Here is a 19,061-nt window from a genome sequence, read left to right as displayed (position 1 = left end):
TCACACTAATTGATTGAATTTTTTCAGAGTGATAGCACTATGGAATGTCATTACAAACTGTCGGTGTTCCCGCGAGGACTAATGCGTAACACTTGAGTCATTGTTGATGGAGTAAATCGATGACCGCCAGCAGCGAAAAATTCAGCCGCCAGACACTGCTCGATGTGCAACCACTGACCCCGAACCTGTTCACGCTGCGTACCACGCGGGATACAGGTTTCCGCTTCCGTGCCGGACAATTTGCCCGGATCGGCGTGACGCGCGAGGATGGAAGTACGGTGTGGCGCGCCTACTCGATGGTGTCTTCGCCGTTCGACGAATTTCTTGAATTCTTTTCCATCGTGGTGCCGGGTGGTGAATTCACCAGTGAACTGAGCCGGCTGAAAGCCGGGGATACCTTGCTGATCGAGCGCCAGGCCTTTGGTTATCTGACGCTGGATCGCTTCATTGATGGCCGCGATCTCTGGCTGTTATCCACCGGCACAGGCGTGGCGCCGTTTCTGTCGATCCTTCAGGACTTCGAGGTCTGGGAGAAGTTTGAACGAATCATTCTGGTCTACAGCGTGCGAGAGGCGCGGGAACTGGCTTATCAGCAGCTGATTGCCGAGCTGACTCAGCGTGACTACCTGGCTGAATATGCTCATAAGTTCCAGTTCATCCCGGTGGTTACCCGTGAACCGTATGCCGGCGCCCTCAACGGGCGCATCACCACGCTGATCGAAAATGGCGAGCTGGAGAATAGGGCAGGCGTGGAGCTGACGCCGGCGCATTCGCGAGTCATGCTTTGCGGTAACCCGCAGATGATCGATGACACCCGGGCCCTGCTCAAGCAACGTGGCATGGCCTTGAGTCTGACCCGGCGACCGGGGCAGGTCGCGGTGGAAAACTACTGGTAAGAAAACGGCGCCCTCAGGCGCCGTTTCAGTCTTCAGGGCCGGTTGTTCTGGGCCTTGAGCAGATCGCGGATCTCGCCCAGCAGTTCTTCTTCCTTGGTCGGCACGGGCGGCAAGGTAGGCGCTACGGCTTCTTCGCGTTTCAAGCGGTTGATGGCTTTGACGCCCATGAAAATCGCGAAGGCGACGATCACGAAGTCAAGAACGCTCTGGATGAATTTACCGTACGCCAGCACCACCGCAGGGGCGCTGCCCTCGGCGGCTTTCAGCGTGATGGCCAGGTCACTGAAATCCACTCCGCCGATCAGCAGGCCGATTGGCGGCATGATCACATCGCCGACAAACGACGAAACGATTTTGCCGAAGGCCGCGCCGATGATGATACCGACGGCCATGTCGACCACATTGCCTTTGACCGCGAAGGCCTTGAACTCGCTGAGCACGCCCATAGTTATTTCCTTGTTACAGATGAGTTTGGTGTACGCAGTGTAAATCAGCATAACGCGTCCTGCGCGTAACACCTTCTTACAAAGCCCGTTTTTATCGACACACCATTTCGCAATTAGTTTGCAAAGTGCCACTAATCGCGCGCGAAATACGCTGCAACTCCCTGATCCTGAAGAAAAATTAATCAATCATCGCGTTACGATCTTTCTATTTATGTTTGTCTGGCTGAGCTCTTAGCCTCTGTCTGGCGCACCTGGATGCGCCTCAAAAAAACAGAGGAACCTGAAATGAATTCCACACTTGGTTCAGGGATTATTCCCCGTCGCACCATTGGCGTATTGGCCGCCAGCCTGCTGACCCTTTCCGTGAACGCCGCCCCCCTGACCCGGGATAACGGTGCGGCAGTCGGCGACAACCAGAACTCGCAAACCGCCGGCGCCAATGGCCCGGTGCTGTTGCAGGACGTGCAACTGATCCAGAAGCTGCAACGTTTCGACCGTGAACGCATTCCCGAACGTGTCGTGCATGCTCGCGGCACCGGTGCCCATGGCACGTTCACCACAACCAACGATCTGAGTGATCTGAGCAAGGCCAAGGTGTTTACCGCCGGCCAGGTCACGCCGGTGTTCGTACGTTTCTCGGCGGTGGTTCACGGCAATCACTCTCCGGAAACCCTGCGTGACCCTCGGGGGTTCGCAACCAAGTTCTACACCGCTGACGGCAATTGGGATCTGGTGGGCAACAACTTTCCGACGTTCTTCATCCGCGATGCGATCAAGTTTCCGGACATGGTGCATGCCTTCAAGCCCGATCCGCGTACTAACCTTGACGATGACTCGCGTCGCTTCGATTTCTTCTCCCATGTACCGGAAGCCACCCGCACATTGACCGAGTTGTATTCCAACTCGGGCACTCCGGCCAGCTATCGGGAGATGGACGGCAATAGTGTGCACGCCTACAAGTTGGTTAACGCCAAGGGCGATGTGCACTATGTGAAGTTTCACTGGAAAAGTTTGCAAGGCATCAAAAATCTCGATCCGCAACAAGTTGAGAAAGTTCAGGGGCGCGACTACAGCCACATGACTCACGACTTGGTAGAAAACATTCAAAAAGGAAACTTTCCCAAGTGGGACTTGTACATTCAAGTCTTGAATCCGCAAGACTTGTCCAAGTTTGAATTCGATCCTCTTGATGCAACCAAGATCTGGCCAGGTGTTCCAGAGCGAAAAGTTGGACAAATGGTGTTGAACCGTAATCCTGCGAATGTCTTCCAGGAAACTGAACAGGTCGCCATGGCGCCATCGAATGTGGTGCCGGGCATCGAGCCTTCGGAAGACCGTCTGTTGCAAGGCCGGATATTTGCCTACGCCGATACCCAGATGTATCGCCTTGGCGCCAACGCCCTGCAATTGCCGATCAATGCCGCCAAAACTGCTGTCAACAATGGCAATCAGGATGGCGCGATGAATGCCGGTGCGAGCACCTCGGGCGTCAACTATGAGCCTAGCCGTCTGCAGCCGCGTGAAGAGACGGCAGGCGCGCGATACAGCCAGACCGCGCTGCAGGGCAGCACGCAACAGGCGAAGATCCAGCGTGAACAGAACTTCAAGCAGGCCGGAGATCTGTATCGCTCGTTCAGCAAGAAGGAACGTCAGGATCTGATCGAGAGCTTTGGCGGTTCGCTGGCGAGTGCCGATGACGAGAGCAAGCACATCATGCTGTCCTTCCTCTATAAGGCGGATCCGGAATACGGCGCCGGGGTGACCAAAGTGGCCAAGGGTGACCTGAGTCGGGTCAAGGCGTTGGCGGCCAAACTGGCCGACTGACCGCGCGCCCCTCAAACCCCGGCAACTGTCGGGGTTTGACCGACAGCAGCGCCGCGCGTCTGGCCAGCGGAGAAATCCGGTCCGGTGCGCCGCGCTGATCGACGATGGCTGCGTTATCATCTCGGTTTTTGCCGGGGGTTCAGATGGCCAAGGCCAAGCGCATGTACGGCTGCACCGAGTGCGGCGCAACCTTTCCCAAGTGGGCCGGGCAGTGCGGCGAATGCGGCGCCTGGAACACCCTGACCGAAACCATGGTCGAGAGCGGCGGTGCCGCCGCCCCGAGCGGGCGCACCGGCTGGGCCGGACAACAGGCCCAGATCAAGACCCTGGCCGAAGTCAGCATTGAAGAGATTCCGCGTTTTTCCACAGCCTCCGGTGAACTCGACCGAGTCCTTGGCGGCGGTCTGGTGGACGGTTCGGTGGTGCTGATCGGCGGCGATCCCGGTATCGGCAAATCGACGATTCTGTTGCAGACCCTGTGCAACCTCGCCAAGAGCATGCCGGCGCTGTACGTCACCGGTGAGGAATCCCAGCAACAGGTCGCCATGCGCGCACGCCGCCTGGGCCTGCCGCAGGATCAACTGCGGGTCATGACCGAAACCTGCATCGAAACCATCATCGCCACCGCCCGCCAGGAAAAACCCAAGGTGATGGTGATCGACTCGATCCAGACGATTTTCACCGAACAATTGCAATCGGCGCCGGGCGGCGTATCCCAGGTACGCGAAAGTGCGGCGTTGCTGGTGCGTTACGCCAAGCAAAGCGGCACGGCGATTTTCCTGGTCGGCCACGTGACCAAGGAAGGCGCGCTTGCAGGGCCGCGGGTTCTGGAACACATGGTCGATACCGTGCTGTATTTCGAAGGCGAGTCCGATGGCCGGTTGCGTTTGCTGCGAGCGGTGAAAAACCGTTTCGGTGCCGTCAACGAACTCGGCGTGTTCGGCATGACCGACAAGGGCCTGAAAGAAGTCTCCAACCCTTCGGCGATTTTTCTTACCCGCGCTCAGGAAGAAGTCCCGGGCAGTGTGGTGATGGCAACGTGGGAAGGCACCCGACCGATGCTGGTGGAAGTCCAGGCACTGGTGGATGACAGCCATCTGGCCAATCCGCGTCGGGTGACGCTGGGTCTGGACCAGAATCGTCTGGCGATGCTGTTGGCTGTTCTGCACCGGCATGGCGGCATTCCGACCCACGATCAGGACGTGTTCCTCAACGTGGTCGGCGGGGTGAAGGTGCTGGAAACCGCGTCTGACCTGGCGTTGATGGCCGCCGTCATGTCGAGCCTGCGCAACCGTCCGCTTCCCCATGATTTGCTGGTGTTTGGTGAAGTCGGCCTGTCCGGCGAAGTGCGCCCGGTGCCGAGCGGTCAGGAGCGATTGAAGGAAGCCGCCAAGCACGGCTTCAAGCGCGCGATCGTGCCCAAGGGCAATGCGCCGAAGGAAGCGCCTCCGGGTTTGCAGATCATTGCGGTGACGCGTCTGGAGCAGGCGCTGGACTCGTTGTTCGAGTGATCAGACGTCAATCAGCGCCCCAAGCTCGCGTTCCAGTTCGGTTTCGTCGGCCAGATTGAGTTCGATCAGGCGACGCAGGCGCTGAATCGACTCCAGGCTGATATGCCGGCACACGAAACCGAGCTGGCCGTGATCTTCATGAGCCAGTTGCACATCCATCTCGATGTGCACGTCCTCGCTCAGATGAATGTCGACGAAAAAGTCCTGCTCGGGATTGCCCAGCCACGGCTCGGGCCGCTCGATCAACAGCCCTTTGAGCGACAGGTCGATCAGCTTCACCGGCCAGATGTACTCGCCCTGGCTCAATTCGGTTCTGGCGTCGAACGCGATACGTTTGAAGCGGCGACGCTCGGACGGGTGCTCGCTCATGGCGCAATCCTCAGGAAGGTCAGCTGACTATAGACCCGACCGGCGGGGTGATGCCAACGAATGGACTGTCTAGACCAATGTCGGGGTATGGCCTTTGCCGCCAGTAGCGCTAAACTCGGGGTGGCTGTCTTTCTTGTCCACCCTGGCTGGAATAATAAAATGAAAAATAATAATAGCCTGCTACGCCACTTACCCTGGCTGCTGCTGGCAATCGTAGGAGCGTGCGCCCTGGGCGTAGTGGCATTGCGCCGAGGCGAGGCGATCAACGCCTTGTGGATTGTGGTCGCCGCCGTGGCCATCTATCTGGTTGCGTACCGTTACTACAGTCTGTTCATCGCTAACAATGTGATGCAACTCGATCCGCGTCGGGCCACCCCCGCCGTGCTCAACAACGACGGTCTGGACTACGTTCCAACCAACAAACACATTCTCTTCGGTCACCACTTCGCGGCCATCGCCGGCGCGGGGCCGCTGGTCGGCCCGGTACTGGCGGCGCAGATGGGCTATCTGCCCGGTACGCTGTGGCTGATCGCCGGCGTGGTGCTGGCGGGCGCGGTGCAGGACTTCATGGTTCTGTTCATGTCGACCCGTCGCAACGGCCGTTCGCTGGGTGACATGGTGCGTGAAGAAATGGGCCGTATCCCCGGCACCATCGCCCTGTTCGGCTGCTTCCTGATCATGATCATCATCCTCGCGGTGCTGGCGCTGATCGTGGTGAAAGCCCTGGCTGAGAGCCCGTGGGGCATCTTCACCGTGATGGCGACCATCCCGATCGCGATGTTCATGGGCATCTACATGCGCTACATCCGTCCGGGCCGCATCGGCGAGATCTCGGTCGTCGGCGTGTTGCTGCTGCTGGGTTCGATCTGGCTGGGTGGGCAGATTGCCGCCGATCCGGTCTGGGCCAAGGCCTTCACCTTCACTGGCGTGCAGATTACCTGGATGCTGGTCGGTTACGGTTTCGTCGCCGCTTCGCTGCCGGTGTGGCTGATTCTGGCGCCGCGTGACTATCTCTCCACGTTCCTCAAGATCGGTACCATCGTCGCCTTGGCGATCGGCATCCTGGTGACCATGCCCGAGCTGAAAATGCCGGCACTGACCCAGTTCGTCGACGGCACCGGCCCGGTGTGGAAGGGCGGTCTGTTCCCGTTCCTGTTCATCACCATCGCTTGCGGTGCGGTATCCGGTTTCCACGCGCTGATCTCTTCCGGGACCACGCCGAAGCTGCTGGATAACGAAACCAACGCCCGTTACATCGGTTACGGCGGCATGCTGATGGAATCGTTCGTGGCCATCATGGCCATGGTCGCTGCCTCGGTGATCGAGCCAGGCGTGTACTTCGCCATGAACAGCCCGGCCGCCGTGGTCGGCGGTGATGTGGTGTCCGTGGCAACCGCAGTCAGTAACTGGGGCTTTGCAATTACCCCGGAAGCCCTGCAAGCCGTGGCGCATGACATCGGCGAAACCACCATTCTGGCTCGTGCCGGTGGTGCACCGACCCTGGCGGTCGGTATCGCGCAGATCCTGCACAGTGTCCTGCCGGGTGAAAACACCATGGCGTTCTGGTACCACTTCGCGATCCTGTTCGAAGCGCTGTTCATTCTGACCGCAGTCGATGCCGGTACACGTGCCGGTCGCTTCATGCTGCAGGACTTGCTCGGCTCCTTCGTGCCGGCACTCAAACGTACTGAATCCTGGTCCGCCAACCTGATCGCCACCGCCGGTTGTGTGGCGATGTGGGGCTGGTTGCTGTATCAGGGCGTGGTCGATCCACTGGGCGGGATCAACACCCTGTGGCCGCTGTTCGGTATCTCCAACCAGATGCTGGCCGGTATCGCGTTGATGCTCGGCACCGTGGTCCTGATCAAGATGAAGCGCCAGCGTTACATCTGGGTCACCCTGCTGCCGGCCACCTGGCTGCTGATCTGCACCACGACTGCAGGCTTCATCAAGCTGTTCGACGCCAACCCGGCGATCGGCTTCCTGTCTCTGGCCAAGAAGTACAGCGATGCATTGGCCAACGGTCAGGTGCTGGCGCCGGCGAAAAGCGTCGAGCAGATGCAGCACGTGATCTTCAACGCCTACACCAACGCTACATTGACCGCGCTGTTCCTGTTCGTGGTATTCAGCATCCTGTTCTATGCGCTCAAGGTCGGCATCGCCGCCTGGGGCAAAAAAGAGCGTACGGACAAAGAATCGCCATTCCAGGCCCTGCCGGACGCGTAACCAGAGGATTGCAGCATGTTCAATGACCTGAGTCGCCTCGGTAAATACCTCGGTCAGGCCGCGCGCCTGATGGTCGGCATGCCCGACTACGACACCTACGTCGAGCATATGCAGACCAAACACCCGGACAAACCGGTGATGAGCTACGAGATGTTCTTTCGCGAACGTCAGGAAGCCCGTTACGGTGGCAAGGGTGGGCCGAAGTGCTGCTGAATCGCTGATCGCGGTTCACCAGAGATAGGTGGGAGCAGGTCTTTCGGCCTGCTCCCATTTTATTTGTGCAATTGAAGGAGATCGAGTTTGTCTTCTCCCATCCCGGTCACGGTGCTCAGCGGTTTCCTCGGCGCCGGCAAGACCACCTTGCTGCGTCATTTATTGAAAGCCGAGCACGGCCTGAAAATCGCCGTGATTGAAAACGAATTCAGCGACGCCGGTATTGACACCCAATTGCTGGGCGACGAGCCGGTGCAAGTCATGACCCTGGCCAACGGCTGCGTCTGCTGCACCATCCACACCGACTTGACCAAAGCTCTGTATCTGCTGCTCGAACGGCTGGACAGCGGCGAAATCGCCTTTGATCGGCTGGTCATCGAGTGCACCGGTCTGGCCGACCCGGCCCCGGTGGCGCAGACCTTTTTCATCGACGAAGAACTACGCGAGCGTTACCTGCTCGACGGCATCATCACCCTGGTAGACGCCGCTCACGCCGAGCTGCACCTGACCCAGACCATCGCCCAGGCGCAGATCGGTTTTGCCGACCGCTTGCTGGTGAGCAAGACCGATCTGGTGGACGAGGCCGCGTTCACCGCGCTCAGCGACCGACTGACCCGCATCAACCGCCGGGCACCGATTCGCGTGGTCGAACACGGCAACATCGATCTGGCCGAATTGCTTGATGTGCGCGGTTTCAACCTGAATGCCGATCTTGGCGGCGGGGTGAGTCTGCGGCCGGTGAGCAAGGCGCCGTCCATCGACCGGATTTCCAGTCTGGTGCTGCGTACCGACCAACCGCTGGATATCGATCAGCTCAGCGAATTCATGAATGAATTGCTGGAAGAGCACGGCAAGCAATTGCTGCGCTACAAAGGCGTGTTGAACATCGCGGGCGAAGATCGGCGGCTGGTGTTTCAGGGCGTGCTGAAACTCTACGGCTTCGACTGGGACACCGAGTGGGCCGAGGGCGAGGCGCGGGAAAGCGTGATCGTGTTTATCGCCGACGATTTGCCGGAAGAGAAAATCCGGGCGGGGTTTGCCAGGGTGGCGGCGAACTGAGTCCGCCGCGCTCTCAGTGCGTGGAGCCGCTGAGAATCGTCTGCTCCAGGTGATCCAGATGACGGTTCATCAGCGACGCCGCCTCGACGGAGTCATCACGCTCGATCGCCTCGACGATCCGGGCGTGATCCTGCCAGCCGCAACAGCTGTGCGTGGTTTCAGTGCATCGCGCAATCGCCAGTGAGGTCAGCGGCACCAGCGAGCCGAGAAAATGCGCCAAAGGTGCATTCTGCGCCATTTTCGCTACCTGCAAATGAAACTCCCCGGACAGGCGAATTGCCGCCCCGCGCCGATCTTGATCCACAGCTTGGCGCTCCCGTTCGATCAGTGCTCGCAGGCGCTTCAAATCTTCAGCCTGCGCATGCTGACAAGCCAGCCGCACCAGCGTGTTCTCGGCCAGACGCCGGGCGTGCAGGGCCTGACGTGTCTGCTCGGCGTCCGGCGCGGCCACCCGTGGCCGATGGTTGGCCCGCAGCACGATGATCTGTTCGTGGGACAGCTGGGTCAGCACCCGACGCACATCGGCGCGGCTGACACCGAACATCTGCTTGAGACTCTCTTCGGTGAAACGGCTGGTGGCATCGATGCGTTGCTCGAGGATCGCATCGAACAGGCGCGGATACAGATCGTCCACCGGCGCGTGCAGGCGGGAGAAGGGCAGGGCCGTCGAGGTCGGGCGAGGGTGCGACGGCGTGGCAAGACTGTTCATGGCCGGTCTCCAGTGTGAGGCGTTTCAGTGGCTCAGGTTGTCATCCGGGATATTCAGCTCGATGCCCATCCGCTGGCCTTCACGCAGGATGTGCCGGCGCATTTCGGCGCTGGCCTGGGCGCTGTTCTTGCTGCGGATCGCGCGTACTACGGCTTCGTTTTCCTCAAGGCGTTCGGCCAGGTGCTCCGGTGAATTGCGCAGCACTTCGGCGCTTTGCTTGAGGGCATTGCTGGTCTGTTGCACCACGCTCTGGAAAATCGGGTTCGAGGTCAGGGTGAACAGTTCTTCGTGAAAGGCGATGTAGGCGCTGACGCCGGCCTCGCTGTCACCCGCTTCGAGGGCTTCGCGCATGTCCATCAGGGTCAGGCGCAACTGGCCGACTTCCTTGCTGCTGATCGACTGCGCCACCAGACCAACGATGAACGGTTCAAGGGTGTAGCGCAGTTGCAGCACGTCTTCGAGGCTGGCGCCGGCCACGGCGCTGTCGTGGTTTTGGTTGTCACTGGTCTGGGCGTCGAGGACCACCACGCCTTTGCCGGGCATCGAGCGCACCAGGCCAAGGGTCTCCAGCACGATCACCGCTTCACGCAGGCTCGGGCGGCTGATACCCAGTTGTTCGGCCAGTTCACGCTGGCCCGGCAGCATTTCGCCGGAGCGCCACTGACCCCGGGCCAGCGCGGCCCGGAGTTTTTCCACCACTGAGTTGACGACGGTTGATGTAGTAATCACGTGTTCGCTCCATGAGCCGTGCCTGCATTGGCGCAGGCACGGCGCTCATTCAGAATTCTTTGGCCGCCGCTTGAGCGACCGTTTTTCTCGGCTGAAAGTTATAGCCCTGCTCGCCGTTGAGCACCTTGTTCGCCCGCTGCACGTCGATGTCCTTTTCCCAACGGGCGATGGCCACTGTGGCGACGCAGTTGCCGATCAGGTTGGTCAGCGCCCGGCCGATGCCCATGAACCAGTCCACCGCCAGTACCAGCACCAGACCGACCACCGGGATCGCCGGGATCGCCGTCAGCGTGGCCGCGAGAATCACCAGCGCCGAACCGGGAATGCCGTGGGCACCTTTGGAGGTAATCAGCGATACCAGCAAAATCGTCAGCAGATCGGTCATGGCCAGCGGTGTACCGGTGGCGTTGGCGATGAACACGATGGCCAGGGTCAGGTAGATCGAAAAACCGTCGAGGTTGAACGAGTAACCGGTGGGAATCACCAGCCCGACAGTCGAGCTGCCGATGCCCAGATGTTCAAGCTTGCGCATGATCTGCGGCAGCACGGCGTCGGAGGACGCTGTGCCCATGACGATCAGTAACTCTTCACGCAGGTACTTGAGCAACGGCCACATGCGCAGGCCGGAAAGACGCATCACCAGACCGAGAATCAGCGCGACGAAAGCGATGCAGGTCAGGTAGAACAAACCGACCAGGCTGCCCAGGTGCTGCAGCGAATCCAGGCCATATTTGCTGGTGGTGAAGGCGATGGCGCCGAACACGCCGATCGGAGCCAGACGCACGATCATGCCCATGATCCGGAAGATCACATGGCTCAGTTCGTTGATCAGCCGCGAGATCCCGGAAGCCGCTTCGCCCACCAGATTCAACGCGCTGCCGAACAGCACCGAGAACAACAGCACTTGAAGGATATTGTTGTCGGCAAAGGCGCCGAGTACCGAGGTGGGGATCAGGTCCATCAGGAACTGGGTGGTGGTGTGCATGTGCTGACCGCGTTCGGCGATGTCGCCCATGTCGGCGGCGGACAGCTGCTCCAGATGGATATTGGCGCCGCTGCCGATCCCGGTGGTGAAGGCGAACACCAGACCGATCACCAGGGCGATGGTGGTCAGTACTTCGAAGTAGATAACCGACTTGAGGCCGATGCGCCCGACCTTCTTCAAGTCGCCGGCGCCACTGATGCCGCTGACCACCACGCAGAACACGATCAGGCCGATGAGCATCTTGATCAGTTTGATGAAACCGTCGCCGAGCGGTTTGAGCTGGGCCGAGTATTCGGGAAGGGTCAGTCCGCAGACGATGCCGAGCATCAGTCCGAGAACCACTTGGAGGAAGATTGAGCGCGAGCACCATCTGAGCATGGGAGGAATCCTGGTCGGTGTCCTGGCTGCCGTGCGCGGGGCGCATCAGATTCAGGACTTAATTATTGTGGTCTTACCGGTATGTCCAGTGCGGGTGCAGTCTAGGCGCTGTTTTTTAGGGATCGCAAGTGAAAAATGACGAATTGGCATGACCGGTCTGACCAGTTGAGCGCGAGGCCCCGACCTTGAGCCATTTAGCGATCGAAACTTTCTTGCGGGCGAAAAAAAACCGGCCATCACTGGCCGGTTTTTCATGTTACGGGTTTAACGTCGCAATCAAGCGCCGTATACCGGCAGTTTCTTGCAGATGGCTTTGACTTTCTCACGAACGGCGTCGATCACCGCTTCGTTGTTCAGGTCAGCCAGGATGTCGCAGATCCAGCCCGCCAGCTCTTTGCACTCCGCCTCTTTGAAGCCGCGAGTGGTCACTGCCGGAGTACCGAAGCGCAGGCCGGAGGTGACGAACGGGGAGCGTGGGTCGTTTGGCACGGAGTTCTTGTTCACAGTGATGAACGCTTTGCCCAGAGCGGCGTCGGCGTCTTTACCGGAGATTTCCTGCTTGATCAGCGACAGCAGGAACAGGTGGTTTTCAGTACCGCCGGAAACCACGTCGAAACCGCGCTCGATGAACACGCCGGCCATGGCCTGGGCGTTTTTCACCACTTGTTGCTGGTAAGCCTTGAACTCAGGCTGCAGTGCTTCCTTGAAGCAGATCGCTTTGGCGGCGATCACGTGCTCCAGCGGGCCACCTTGGGCGCCCGGGAATACGGCGGAGTTCAGCTTCTTCTCGATGTCGGCGTTGGCCTTGGCCAGGATCAGGCCACCACGTGGACCGCGCAGGGTCTTGTGGGTGGTGGTGGTCACGACGTCAGCGAACGGAACCGGGTTCGGGTAGACGCCAGCGGCGACCAGACCGGCCACGTGAGCCATGTCGACGAACAGGTAGGCGCCAACCTTGTCGGCGATGGCACGGAAGCGCGGGAAGTCGAGGATCTGCGAGTAGGCAGAGAAACCGGCCACGATCATTTTCGGCTTGTGCTCGACCGCCAGGCGCTCGACTTCGTCGTAGTCGATCAGGCCGTTGGCATCGATGCCGTACTGGATGGCGTTGTACAGCTTGCCGGAGGAGGAAACGCTGGCGCCGTGGGTCAGGTGACCGCCGTGAGCCAGGCTCATGCCCAGGATGGTGTCACCGGTCGACAGCAGGGCCAGGTAGACAGCGGCGTTGGCTTGGGAGCCAGCGTGCGGCTGAACGTTGGCGTAGTCGGCGCCGAACAGTTCCTTGGCGCGGTCGATGGCCAGTTGCTCGACAACGTCGACGTACTCGCAACCACCGTAGTAGCGCTTGCCCGGGTAGCCTTCGGCGTACTTGTTGGTCAGTACCGAGCCTTGAGCTTCCATCACCGCTGGGCTGGTGTAGTTCTCCGAAGCGATCAGCTCGATGTGTTCTTCCTGGCGCTGGGCTTCTTGCTCCATGGCGGCAAAAAGATCGGCGTCGTACTTGGCAATAGTCAAATCACGGCTGAACATGGCGGTCCTCAAGGATCGGGGGCAGAAAAGGGGGGCATTCTACCCCAACAGGTTTTGGATGGCATATGAAACGACATCATGTCGCAGACAAGTGGCGTTCATGACCAGATATGTGGCGTCCGTGCCGGCCTTCGCTGACCAGCCGGTTCGCACAATAACCGAGGCCGGCCCGCGATTTTGTGATCAACATCAATCCCTGTGGGAGTGAGCTTGCCCGCGAAGATTGCGCCGCCGATCTTCAGTCGAACATGAACAGCGCATCATTGCTGAACTGCGCCTCGAACCGGCCCGCCGGCATCGGCCGCCCGAACAGATAACCCTGAACCTCGTCGCAGCCATGCTCGCGCAGGAAGTCCAGTTGTTCATGGGTTTCCACACCCTCGGCGATCACCGCCAGATTCAGGCTGTGAGCCATGGCGATGATCGCCCGGGCAATCTGCGCGTCCTGCTCGCCGGACGGCAGGCCGTCGACGAAGGTGCGGTCGATCTTCAGCACGTCGATCGGGAATTGCTTGAGGTAGTTCAGCGACGAATAACCGGTGCCGAAGTCGTCGACCGCAATGCTCAGGCCGAGGTTCTTCAAACCGGCAAGGATCTGCATCGCTTCGCTGACTTCGCGCATCAGGATACTTTCGGTCAGTTCCAGCTCCAGGCACGCCGGCGGCAGGCCGGTCTCCTTGAGGATGGTGGCGATCCGCGTGCCGAGCTGGCCGTCGGAGAACTGCCGCGCCGAGATGTTTACCGAGACCTTCGGCACGCGCACGCGGCTCTGGTGCCAGGTCTTGAGCTGACGGCAGGCCTCGCTGATCACCCAGTCGCCGACGTCCACCACCAGCCCGAGTTCTTCGAGCACCGGAATGAAGTCCCCCGGCGGCACCAGCCCGCGGCGGGGATGACGCCAGCGCAGCAGGGCTTCGGCGCCGGTCAGGCGTTTGCCGTCGCCGCTGAACTGCGGCTGGTAATACAGCACGAATTCGTTCTGCTCCAGCGCGTGGCGCAGGTCGCTTTCCAGTTCCAGACGCTCCAGCGCACTGGCGTTCATGTCGGCCTGATAGAACTGGAAGTTGTTCTTGCCGCGCTCCTTGGCGTGGTACATCGCGGTGTCGGCGTTCTTCATCAGCTGGCTGAGTTCGTTGCCGTCCTGCGGGCTCAGGGCGATGCCGATGCTGGCGGTGACGAAGAATTCGCGACCCTCCAGCACGAACGGCCGTACAAGGCTGGCGAGAATCTGCTCGGCCACGTGGATCGCCCGGTTCAGCGCCATCTCGCGGCTGGAGCGGTGTTGCAGCAACAGGGTGAATTCGTCGCCGCCCATCCGCGCCACGGTGTCGTCATCGTCGACGCAGGCCAGCAACCGCGTGGCCATGTCCTTGAGCATGCGGTCACCGGCGGCGTGACCGAGGGAGTCGTTGATCGGTTTGAAACGGTCGAGGTCGAGGAACATCAGCACCACCCACGACTTCTGCCGCTCGGCCGATTGCAGCGCGGTGTGCAGACGATCCTGGAACAGCGTGCGGTTCGGCAGGTGGGTCAGGGCGTCGTAGTAGGCGAGGCGGTGGATCCGCTGCTCGCTGGCCTTGCGCTCGCTGATGTCGCTGAAGAAGCACACGTAACTGGCCAGATCGCCCTCGTCATCGAGCACCGCAGTGATGCCGACCCACGCCGGGTAATGCTCGCCATTGCGGCGCTTGAGCCAGACTTCGCCTTCCCAGGTGCTGTGCTGATGCAACTGCTTGAGCACGTAGCGCAGGTGCGCGTCCTGCTGTTCGTCGACGGTCAGCATGTTCGGCAACTGGTCGAGCACTTCGCTGACCGCGTAGCCGCTGACCCGGCTGAACGCCTCGTTGGCCTGGACGATGTAACCGGCCGGGTCGGTGATCAGGATCGCCGAGGTCGAGTGCTCGAAAACCGTGGCCGCCATGCGCAGGTCTTTCTCGGCGCGGCGCTGCTGGCTGATGTCGCGGCCGACCCCGAGCACGCCTTCGAAGGCGCCATGTTCGTCCCACACCAGCACCAGACGCAGTTCGATCGGGATCTTGCGACCGTCGGCGCGCAGGCAGTCGAACAGGAACATCTGGGTCTGCACCTGGCTTCGCAAAGTCACCAGTTGCTCGGGTTTGCCCAGCGCTTTGCTGACCCGATCCATCAGGTGATAGATGCCGCTCAGTTGCTGTGGGTTGGCGATGGTCGATTGCCAGCCGTTCTGGAAAATCCATTCGGCGTCATAACCCAGCACCGCTTGCACCGACGGGCTGACGTAGTTCAGCGACAGCTGGCTGTCGGTGGAGAAAATCACGTCGCTGATGCTTTCGGCGAGCATCCGGTAGCGTTGTTCGCTGTCGCGCAGGGATTCGCTGGCTTCGATCTGCTCGGTGATGTCCTTGGCCACGCCGATGATCCGCGTCACCTGATCGTGCTTGTCCCGGGCCAGCGCCTGTTCACGAATGTCGAAGCGCCGCCATTTGCCGTCGCGATGACGGAAGCGCAGCTGGCATTGCAACAACTGGCTGTAACCGGCGTGACGCTGCATCTGCCGCGAGCGGTGGTAATAGTCGGCGTCTTCCGGGTGCAGAAGGATTTCCCAGAAATACTCGCCCATCTGATGCAGTTCGGTGCGGTTGTAACCGAGGGTCTGGCCGAGGTGGTGGTTGCTGAAGATCATCCGCTGGCTGATCACGTCCTGCACGTACAGGTGATCCGGCACGGTGCGCACCACGTCCGACCAGAAACCTTCGCGCTCCAGCAGCGACAGTTCGATCAGTTTGCGGCTGGTGATGTCGTTGATGCTCAGGATCACGGCCTTGTAGTCGTGCTGCTCCTGCGGCAGGCGCAGCACCAGCCACAGATGCTGGTCGCGGCCATTGATGTCCGGGAGCTTGATTTCCAGTTCCAGCTGCTTTTGCTGCTGGAGCACGGCGTCGAGTACCTGATTGCCGATGGCGCACTGACTTTGCGGCTGGCCGTCGATCAGCAGTTGCCAGGCGTGGTCGCAGGAATTGACGTTGAGCAGTTGCAGCGCGACCTGGTTGACCTCGGTCACCCGCAGTTCGTGGAGCAATTGCTGGCGCTGCGCCGGCTGGTCGAGCCAGGCCTTGAGCTGGTCGCTGGTCTGGATCTGGGCCTTTTCGAAAACCTGCTTGAGCCCCGAAAGATCCAGCACGCACAACGCCACGCCGGTGCCTTCGAAAATATCCTGATAACGCCGACGCCCTTCATGCACCTGACGCTGACGGCGACGCATGTTGAGCAACGCGATAAACGGCAGCAGCGAGAGCGCCAGGCCCAACAGGCATTTGCCGATGAACGCCGGCAGCAGTTGTTCGAGCACATGCTGACGGTCGAACAGGCCACGCAGTTGCCAGTCGCTGCTGCTCAGCGGCACGGTCAGCACGCTGTTGGCCAGATCGTCCGGGGTCAGGACGCTGGTGCTGCCGATGGGCATCGCTTCGTCGCGGCTGATGATCTGATGGTTGATGCGATTCTCCACCAGCCACAGAGGACGGATCCCGGTTTCGCCCTGTTTAGTCAGTGCTTTAAAGAAGGTGGGTGTCAGCCGCAGTGCCCAGTAACCGCGAGTGCTGCCACTGGCCTGATGCAACAGCAGATGCACCACCGAGCCGTCGTCGTCATTGCTGAAGTAATGCGCCTGAGCGCGGCTGCGGCGTACCAGATCGCTGAGGTAATCGGCGTCTTGGCTGTCAGTCGCGCTGTCGCTGAGGATTTTTCCGGAGGGGCTGAGCAGGGCCAGGCTGCGCAGGTCGGGCAGCGACTTCTGAAGTTTGCGCAGCAGCGCCTGCTGTTCGTCGGCCGACTGCGGTTGTTCGACGATCGGTAGCAGGTTGAGGGCGATCTGCGCGTTCAACGCCATGTTCAGGCTGACCTGTGCGGCGAGGTCAGCGGTGTAGTCGATGGTGTACTGGCGCTGGTTTTTCTGGGTTTCGCGCAGTTGATCGAGCAGTTGCCAGAACAGCAGCGCGAGCAGCAACAGCACCAATGTCGCCAGCGCGCCTTTCAATGTTCCGCGCAGGGACGAGCCGGGCGCCGGTTGGGTGCTGCTCACAGAGGCTGGCGGAGTGACGTTGGACAAGCTGTAATCCTGCGGTCTGGCTGGACTGGCGCGACGTGCACTATAAGCCGGACGCCCAAGAGGCGGCTAGCATGCCTTGAGTTGTGGCGAAGTGCCAGCCCCGCTCGGCTGGACTGCCTTCCGTCATTCAGGTAGCTTTGCCGGTTACGCGGGAGCGTTCCAGCTCCTAGACTTTCCGCGCGCACGCATTGATATCTTCCAGTGAACGACGCGCACGGTCTGGCCGGGCATTGCCTGTGTCCCAATCATTCATCAGTCACTGACCCAAGGTTCTCCATGGCTCAATACGTCTTCACCATGCATCGGCTGGGCAAAGTTGTTCCGCCGAAGCGGGAAATCCTGAAAAACATTTCGCTGTCTTTCTTCCCCGGCGCCAAGATCGGCGTACTCGGCCTCAACGGTTCGGGTAAATCCACCCTGCTGAAAATCATGGCCGGCGTCGACACCGAGTTCGAAGGCGAAGCGCGCCCGATGCCGGACCTGAACATCGGTTACCTGCCGCAAGAGCCACAGCTGGATCCGACCAAGACCGTGCGCGAAGTGGTCGAGGAAGCGGTCAGCGTGATCAAGGATGCGCAAGCGCGTCTGGATGAGGTCTACGCCGCTTACGCCGACCCGGACGCCGACTTCGACAAGCTGGCCGCCGAACAGGCCAAGCTCGAAGCGATCCTGCAGGCCAGCGACGGTCACAACCTGGAGCGCCAGCTGGAAGTTGCCGCCGATGCGCTGCGTCTGCCGGCCTGGGACGCCAGGGTCGAACACCTGTCCGGTGGTGAAAAGCGTCGTGTGGCCCTGTGCCGTCTGCTGCTGTCCGCCCCGGACATGCTGCTGCTCGACGAACCGACCAACCACCTGGACGCCGACTCCGTTGCCTGGCTCGAACACTTCCTGCACGACTTCCCGGGCACTGTGGTAGCGATCACGCACGACCGTTACTTCCTGGACAACGTTGCCGGCTGGATTCTGGAACTCGACCGCGGCGCGGGCATTCCTTACGAGGGCAACTACTCGGGTTGGCTGGAAGCCAAGTCCGATCGTCTGGCCCAGGAATCCAAGCAGCAATCGGCTCACGAAAAAGCCATGAAGGAAGAGCTGGAGTGGGTGCGCAAAGGCGCCAAGGCCCGCCAGTCGAAATCCAAGGCTCGTCTGCAACGCTTCGAAGAAATGCAGTCGCAGGAATTCCAGAAGCGTTCGGAAACCAACGAGATCTACATCCCGGCCGGTCCACGCCTGGGCGACAAGGTCATCGAATTCAAGAACGTCACCAAGGGCTACGGCGATCGCGTCCTGATCGACAACCTGTCGTTCTCCATGCCGAAGGGCGCCATCGTCGGCGTGATCGGCGGTAACGGTGCCGGTAAGTCGACCCTGTTCCGCATGCTGATGGGCAAGGAAACCCCGGATTCCGGGAGCATCGAGATCGGCGAAACCGTGCAACTGGCCTGCGTTGACCAGAGCCGCGGAGACCTGGACGGCAGCAAGACCGTGTTCCAGCAGATCTCCGATGGTTCCGACCAGATCCGCATCGGCAACTACGAGATCCCGTCGCGTACCTACGTCGGTCGCTTCAACTTCAAGGGCGGCGATCAGCAGAAGTTCGTCAAGGACCTGTCCGGTGGTGAGCGCGGTCGTCTGCACCTGGCGCTGACCCTGAAGGAGGGCGGCAACGTCCTGCTGCTCGACGAACCGTCCAACGACCTCGACGTTGAAACCCTGCGTTCCCTGGAAGAAGCCCTGCTGGACTTCCCGGGCGCCGCCATTGTGATCTCTCACGATCGGTGGTTCCTTGACCGCGTCGCGACTCACATCCTGGCGTACGAAGACGACTCGCAAGCAGTGTTCTTCGAGGGCAACTACACCGAGTACGAAGCCGATCGCAAAAAGCGCCTCGGCGAAGCAGCGGCCCAGCCACACCGGGTACGCCACAAGAAACTGGCCTGATTACGGGTTGGTTGCATGAAAAAGCGGAGCCTTCGGGCTCCGCTTTTTTTTGCCTGCAATGCAGACTGTTTTATAGCGTGTGTACTATTTGTTTTCATAAATGCGACATTTTTGTCTGTTGCTGTGTACATATCGTTTGTTACAGTCCGGCTCAATCT

General features: G+C 60.4%; 14 protein-coding genes. 7 read left to right on the top strand and 7 right to left on the bottom strand.

Going from position 1 to position 19,061, the window contains the following annotated elements; all coding sequences use genetic code 11:
• The first annotated feature begins 119 nt into the window (after positions 1-119).
• Positions 120-896, top strand: a complete 777-nt coding sequence (locus tag ACODTD_RS15595) for a ferredoxin--NADP reductase (protein WP_011336030.1) — start codon at positions 120-122, stop codon at positions 894-896.
• Positions 897-928: 32 nt separating this feature from the next.
• Here the strand turns inward: ACODTD_RS15595 and mscL are convergent, their stop codons facing one another.
• Positions 929-1,342: a large-conductance mechanosensitive channel protein MscL gene (gene mscL / locus ACODTD_RS15590; RefSeq protein WP_041475433.1), complete on the bottom strand. Its 414-nt coding sequence runs from the start codon at positions 1,340-1,342 to the stop codon at positions 929-931.
• Between the two features lie 285 nt (positions 1,343-1,627).
• On the opposite strand from mscL, the gene katB reads away from it, so the two are divergent.
• Positions 1,628-3,166, top strand: coding sequence for a catalase KatB (katB, locus tag ACODTD_RS15585; protein WP_221615888.1), 1,539 nt, complete (start codon positions 1,628-1,630; stop codon positions 3,164-3,166).
• Between the two features lie 143 nt (positions 3,167-3,309).
• A complete protein-coding gene (gene radA / locus ACODTD_RS15580) occupies positions 3,310-4,677 on the top strand; it encodes a DNA repair protein RadA (RefSeq protein ID WP_007950985.1) in 1,368 nt (455 codons plus the stop codon).
• On the opposite strand, the gene ACODTD_RS15575 is transcribed toward radA, so the two are convergent.
• Positions 4,678-5,046, bottom strand: a complete 369-nt coding sequence (locus ACODTD_RS15575) for a PilZ domain-containing protein (RefSeq protein ID WP_064599557.1) — start codon at positions 5,044-5,046, stop codon at positions 4,678-4,680. It lies immediately after the preceding gene.
• A gap of 159 nt (positions 5,047-5,205) precedes the next feature.
• Here ACODTD_RS15575 and ACODTD_RS15570 point away from each other — a divergent pair, with 159 nt between their 5' ends.
• From ACODTD_RS15570 to yjiA, 3 genes are all read left to right on the top strand, one after another.
• Positions 5,206-7,272 carry a carbon starvation CstA family protein gene (locus tag ACODTD_RS15570; protein ID WP_007950983.1) on the top strand — a complete coding sequence of 689 codons (2,067 nt, stop codon included), beginning with the start codon at positions 5,206-5,208 and terminating at the stop codon, positions 7,270-7,272.
• 15 nt (positions 7,273-7,287) lie between these two features.
• A complete protein-coding gene (locus ACODTD_RS15565) occupies positions 7,288-7,485 on the top strand; it encodes a YbdD/YjiX family protein (RefSeq protein ID WP_003228401.1) in 198 nt (65 codons plus the stop codon).
• Between the two features lie 87 nt (positions 7,486-7,572).
• The gene (gene yjiA, locus ACODTD_RS15560; RefSeq protein ID WP_489104990.1) at positions 7,573-8,544 is read left to right on the top strand and encodes a GTPase; all 972 of its coding nucleotides are present in this window, start codon (positions 7,573-7,575) and stop codon (positions 8,542-8,544) included.
• A gap of 13 nt (positions 8,545-8,557) precedes the next feature.
• Here the strand turns inward: yjiA and ACODTD_RS15555 are convergent, their stop codons facing one another.
• The 5 genes from ACODTD_RS15555 to ACODTD_RS15535 form a co-directional block, all read right to left on the bottom strand.
• Entirely contained in the window at positions 8,558-9,253 is a 696-nt protein-coding gene (locus ACODTD_RS15555; protein WP_489104989.1) for a GntR family transcriptional regulator, read from the bottom strand.
• Positions 9,254-9,277: 24 nt separating this feature from the next.
• Positions 9,278-9,982 (bottom strand): FadR/GntR family transcriptional regulator, encoded by a 705-nt coding sequence (locus ACODTD_RS15550; protein WP_011336024.1) that lies wholly within the window; start codon positions 9,980-9,982, stop codon positions 9,278-9,280.
• 49 nt (positions 9,983-10,031) lie between these two features.
• Positions 10,032-11,345 (bottom strand): C4-dicarboxylate transporter DctA, encoded by a 1,314-nt coding sequence (locus ACODTD_RS15545; RefSeq protein ID WP_011336023.1) that lies wholly within the window; start codon positions 11,343-11,345, stop codon positions 10,032-10,034.
• 276 nt (positions 11,346-11,621) lie between these two features.
• Positions 11,622-12,875 carry a serine hydroxymethyltransferase gene (gene glyA / locus ACODTD_RS15540; RefSeq protein WP_489104988.1) on the bottom strand — a complete coding sequence of 418 codons (1,254 nt, stop codon included), beginning with the start codon at positions 12,873-12,875 and terminating at the stop codon, positions 11,622-11,624.
• A gap of 238 nt (positions 12,876-13,113) precedes the next feature.
• Positions 13,114-16,962: a sensor domain-containing protein gene (locus ACODTD_RS15535; protein WP_489104987.1), complete on the bottom strand. Its 3,849-nt coding sequence runs from the start codon at positions 16,960-16,962 to the stop codon at positions 13,114-13,116.
• Between the two features lie 276 nt (positions 16,963-17,238).
• Between ACODTD_RS15535 and ettA the strand changes: the two genes are divergently transcribed.
• A complete protein-coding gene (ettA, locus tag ACODTD_RS15530) occupies positions 17,239-18,903 on the top strand; it encodes an energy-dependent translational throttle protein EttA (RefSeq protein WP_489104986.1) in 1,665 nt (554 codons plus the stop codon).
• Positions 18,904-19,061: the final 158 nt, after the last annotated feature.

This window comes from Pseudomonas sp. FG35, assembly GCF_057809295.1.
Note: the sequence above shows the minus strand (reverse complement) of the source record. Positions and strands in the feature narration are given on the sequence as shown.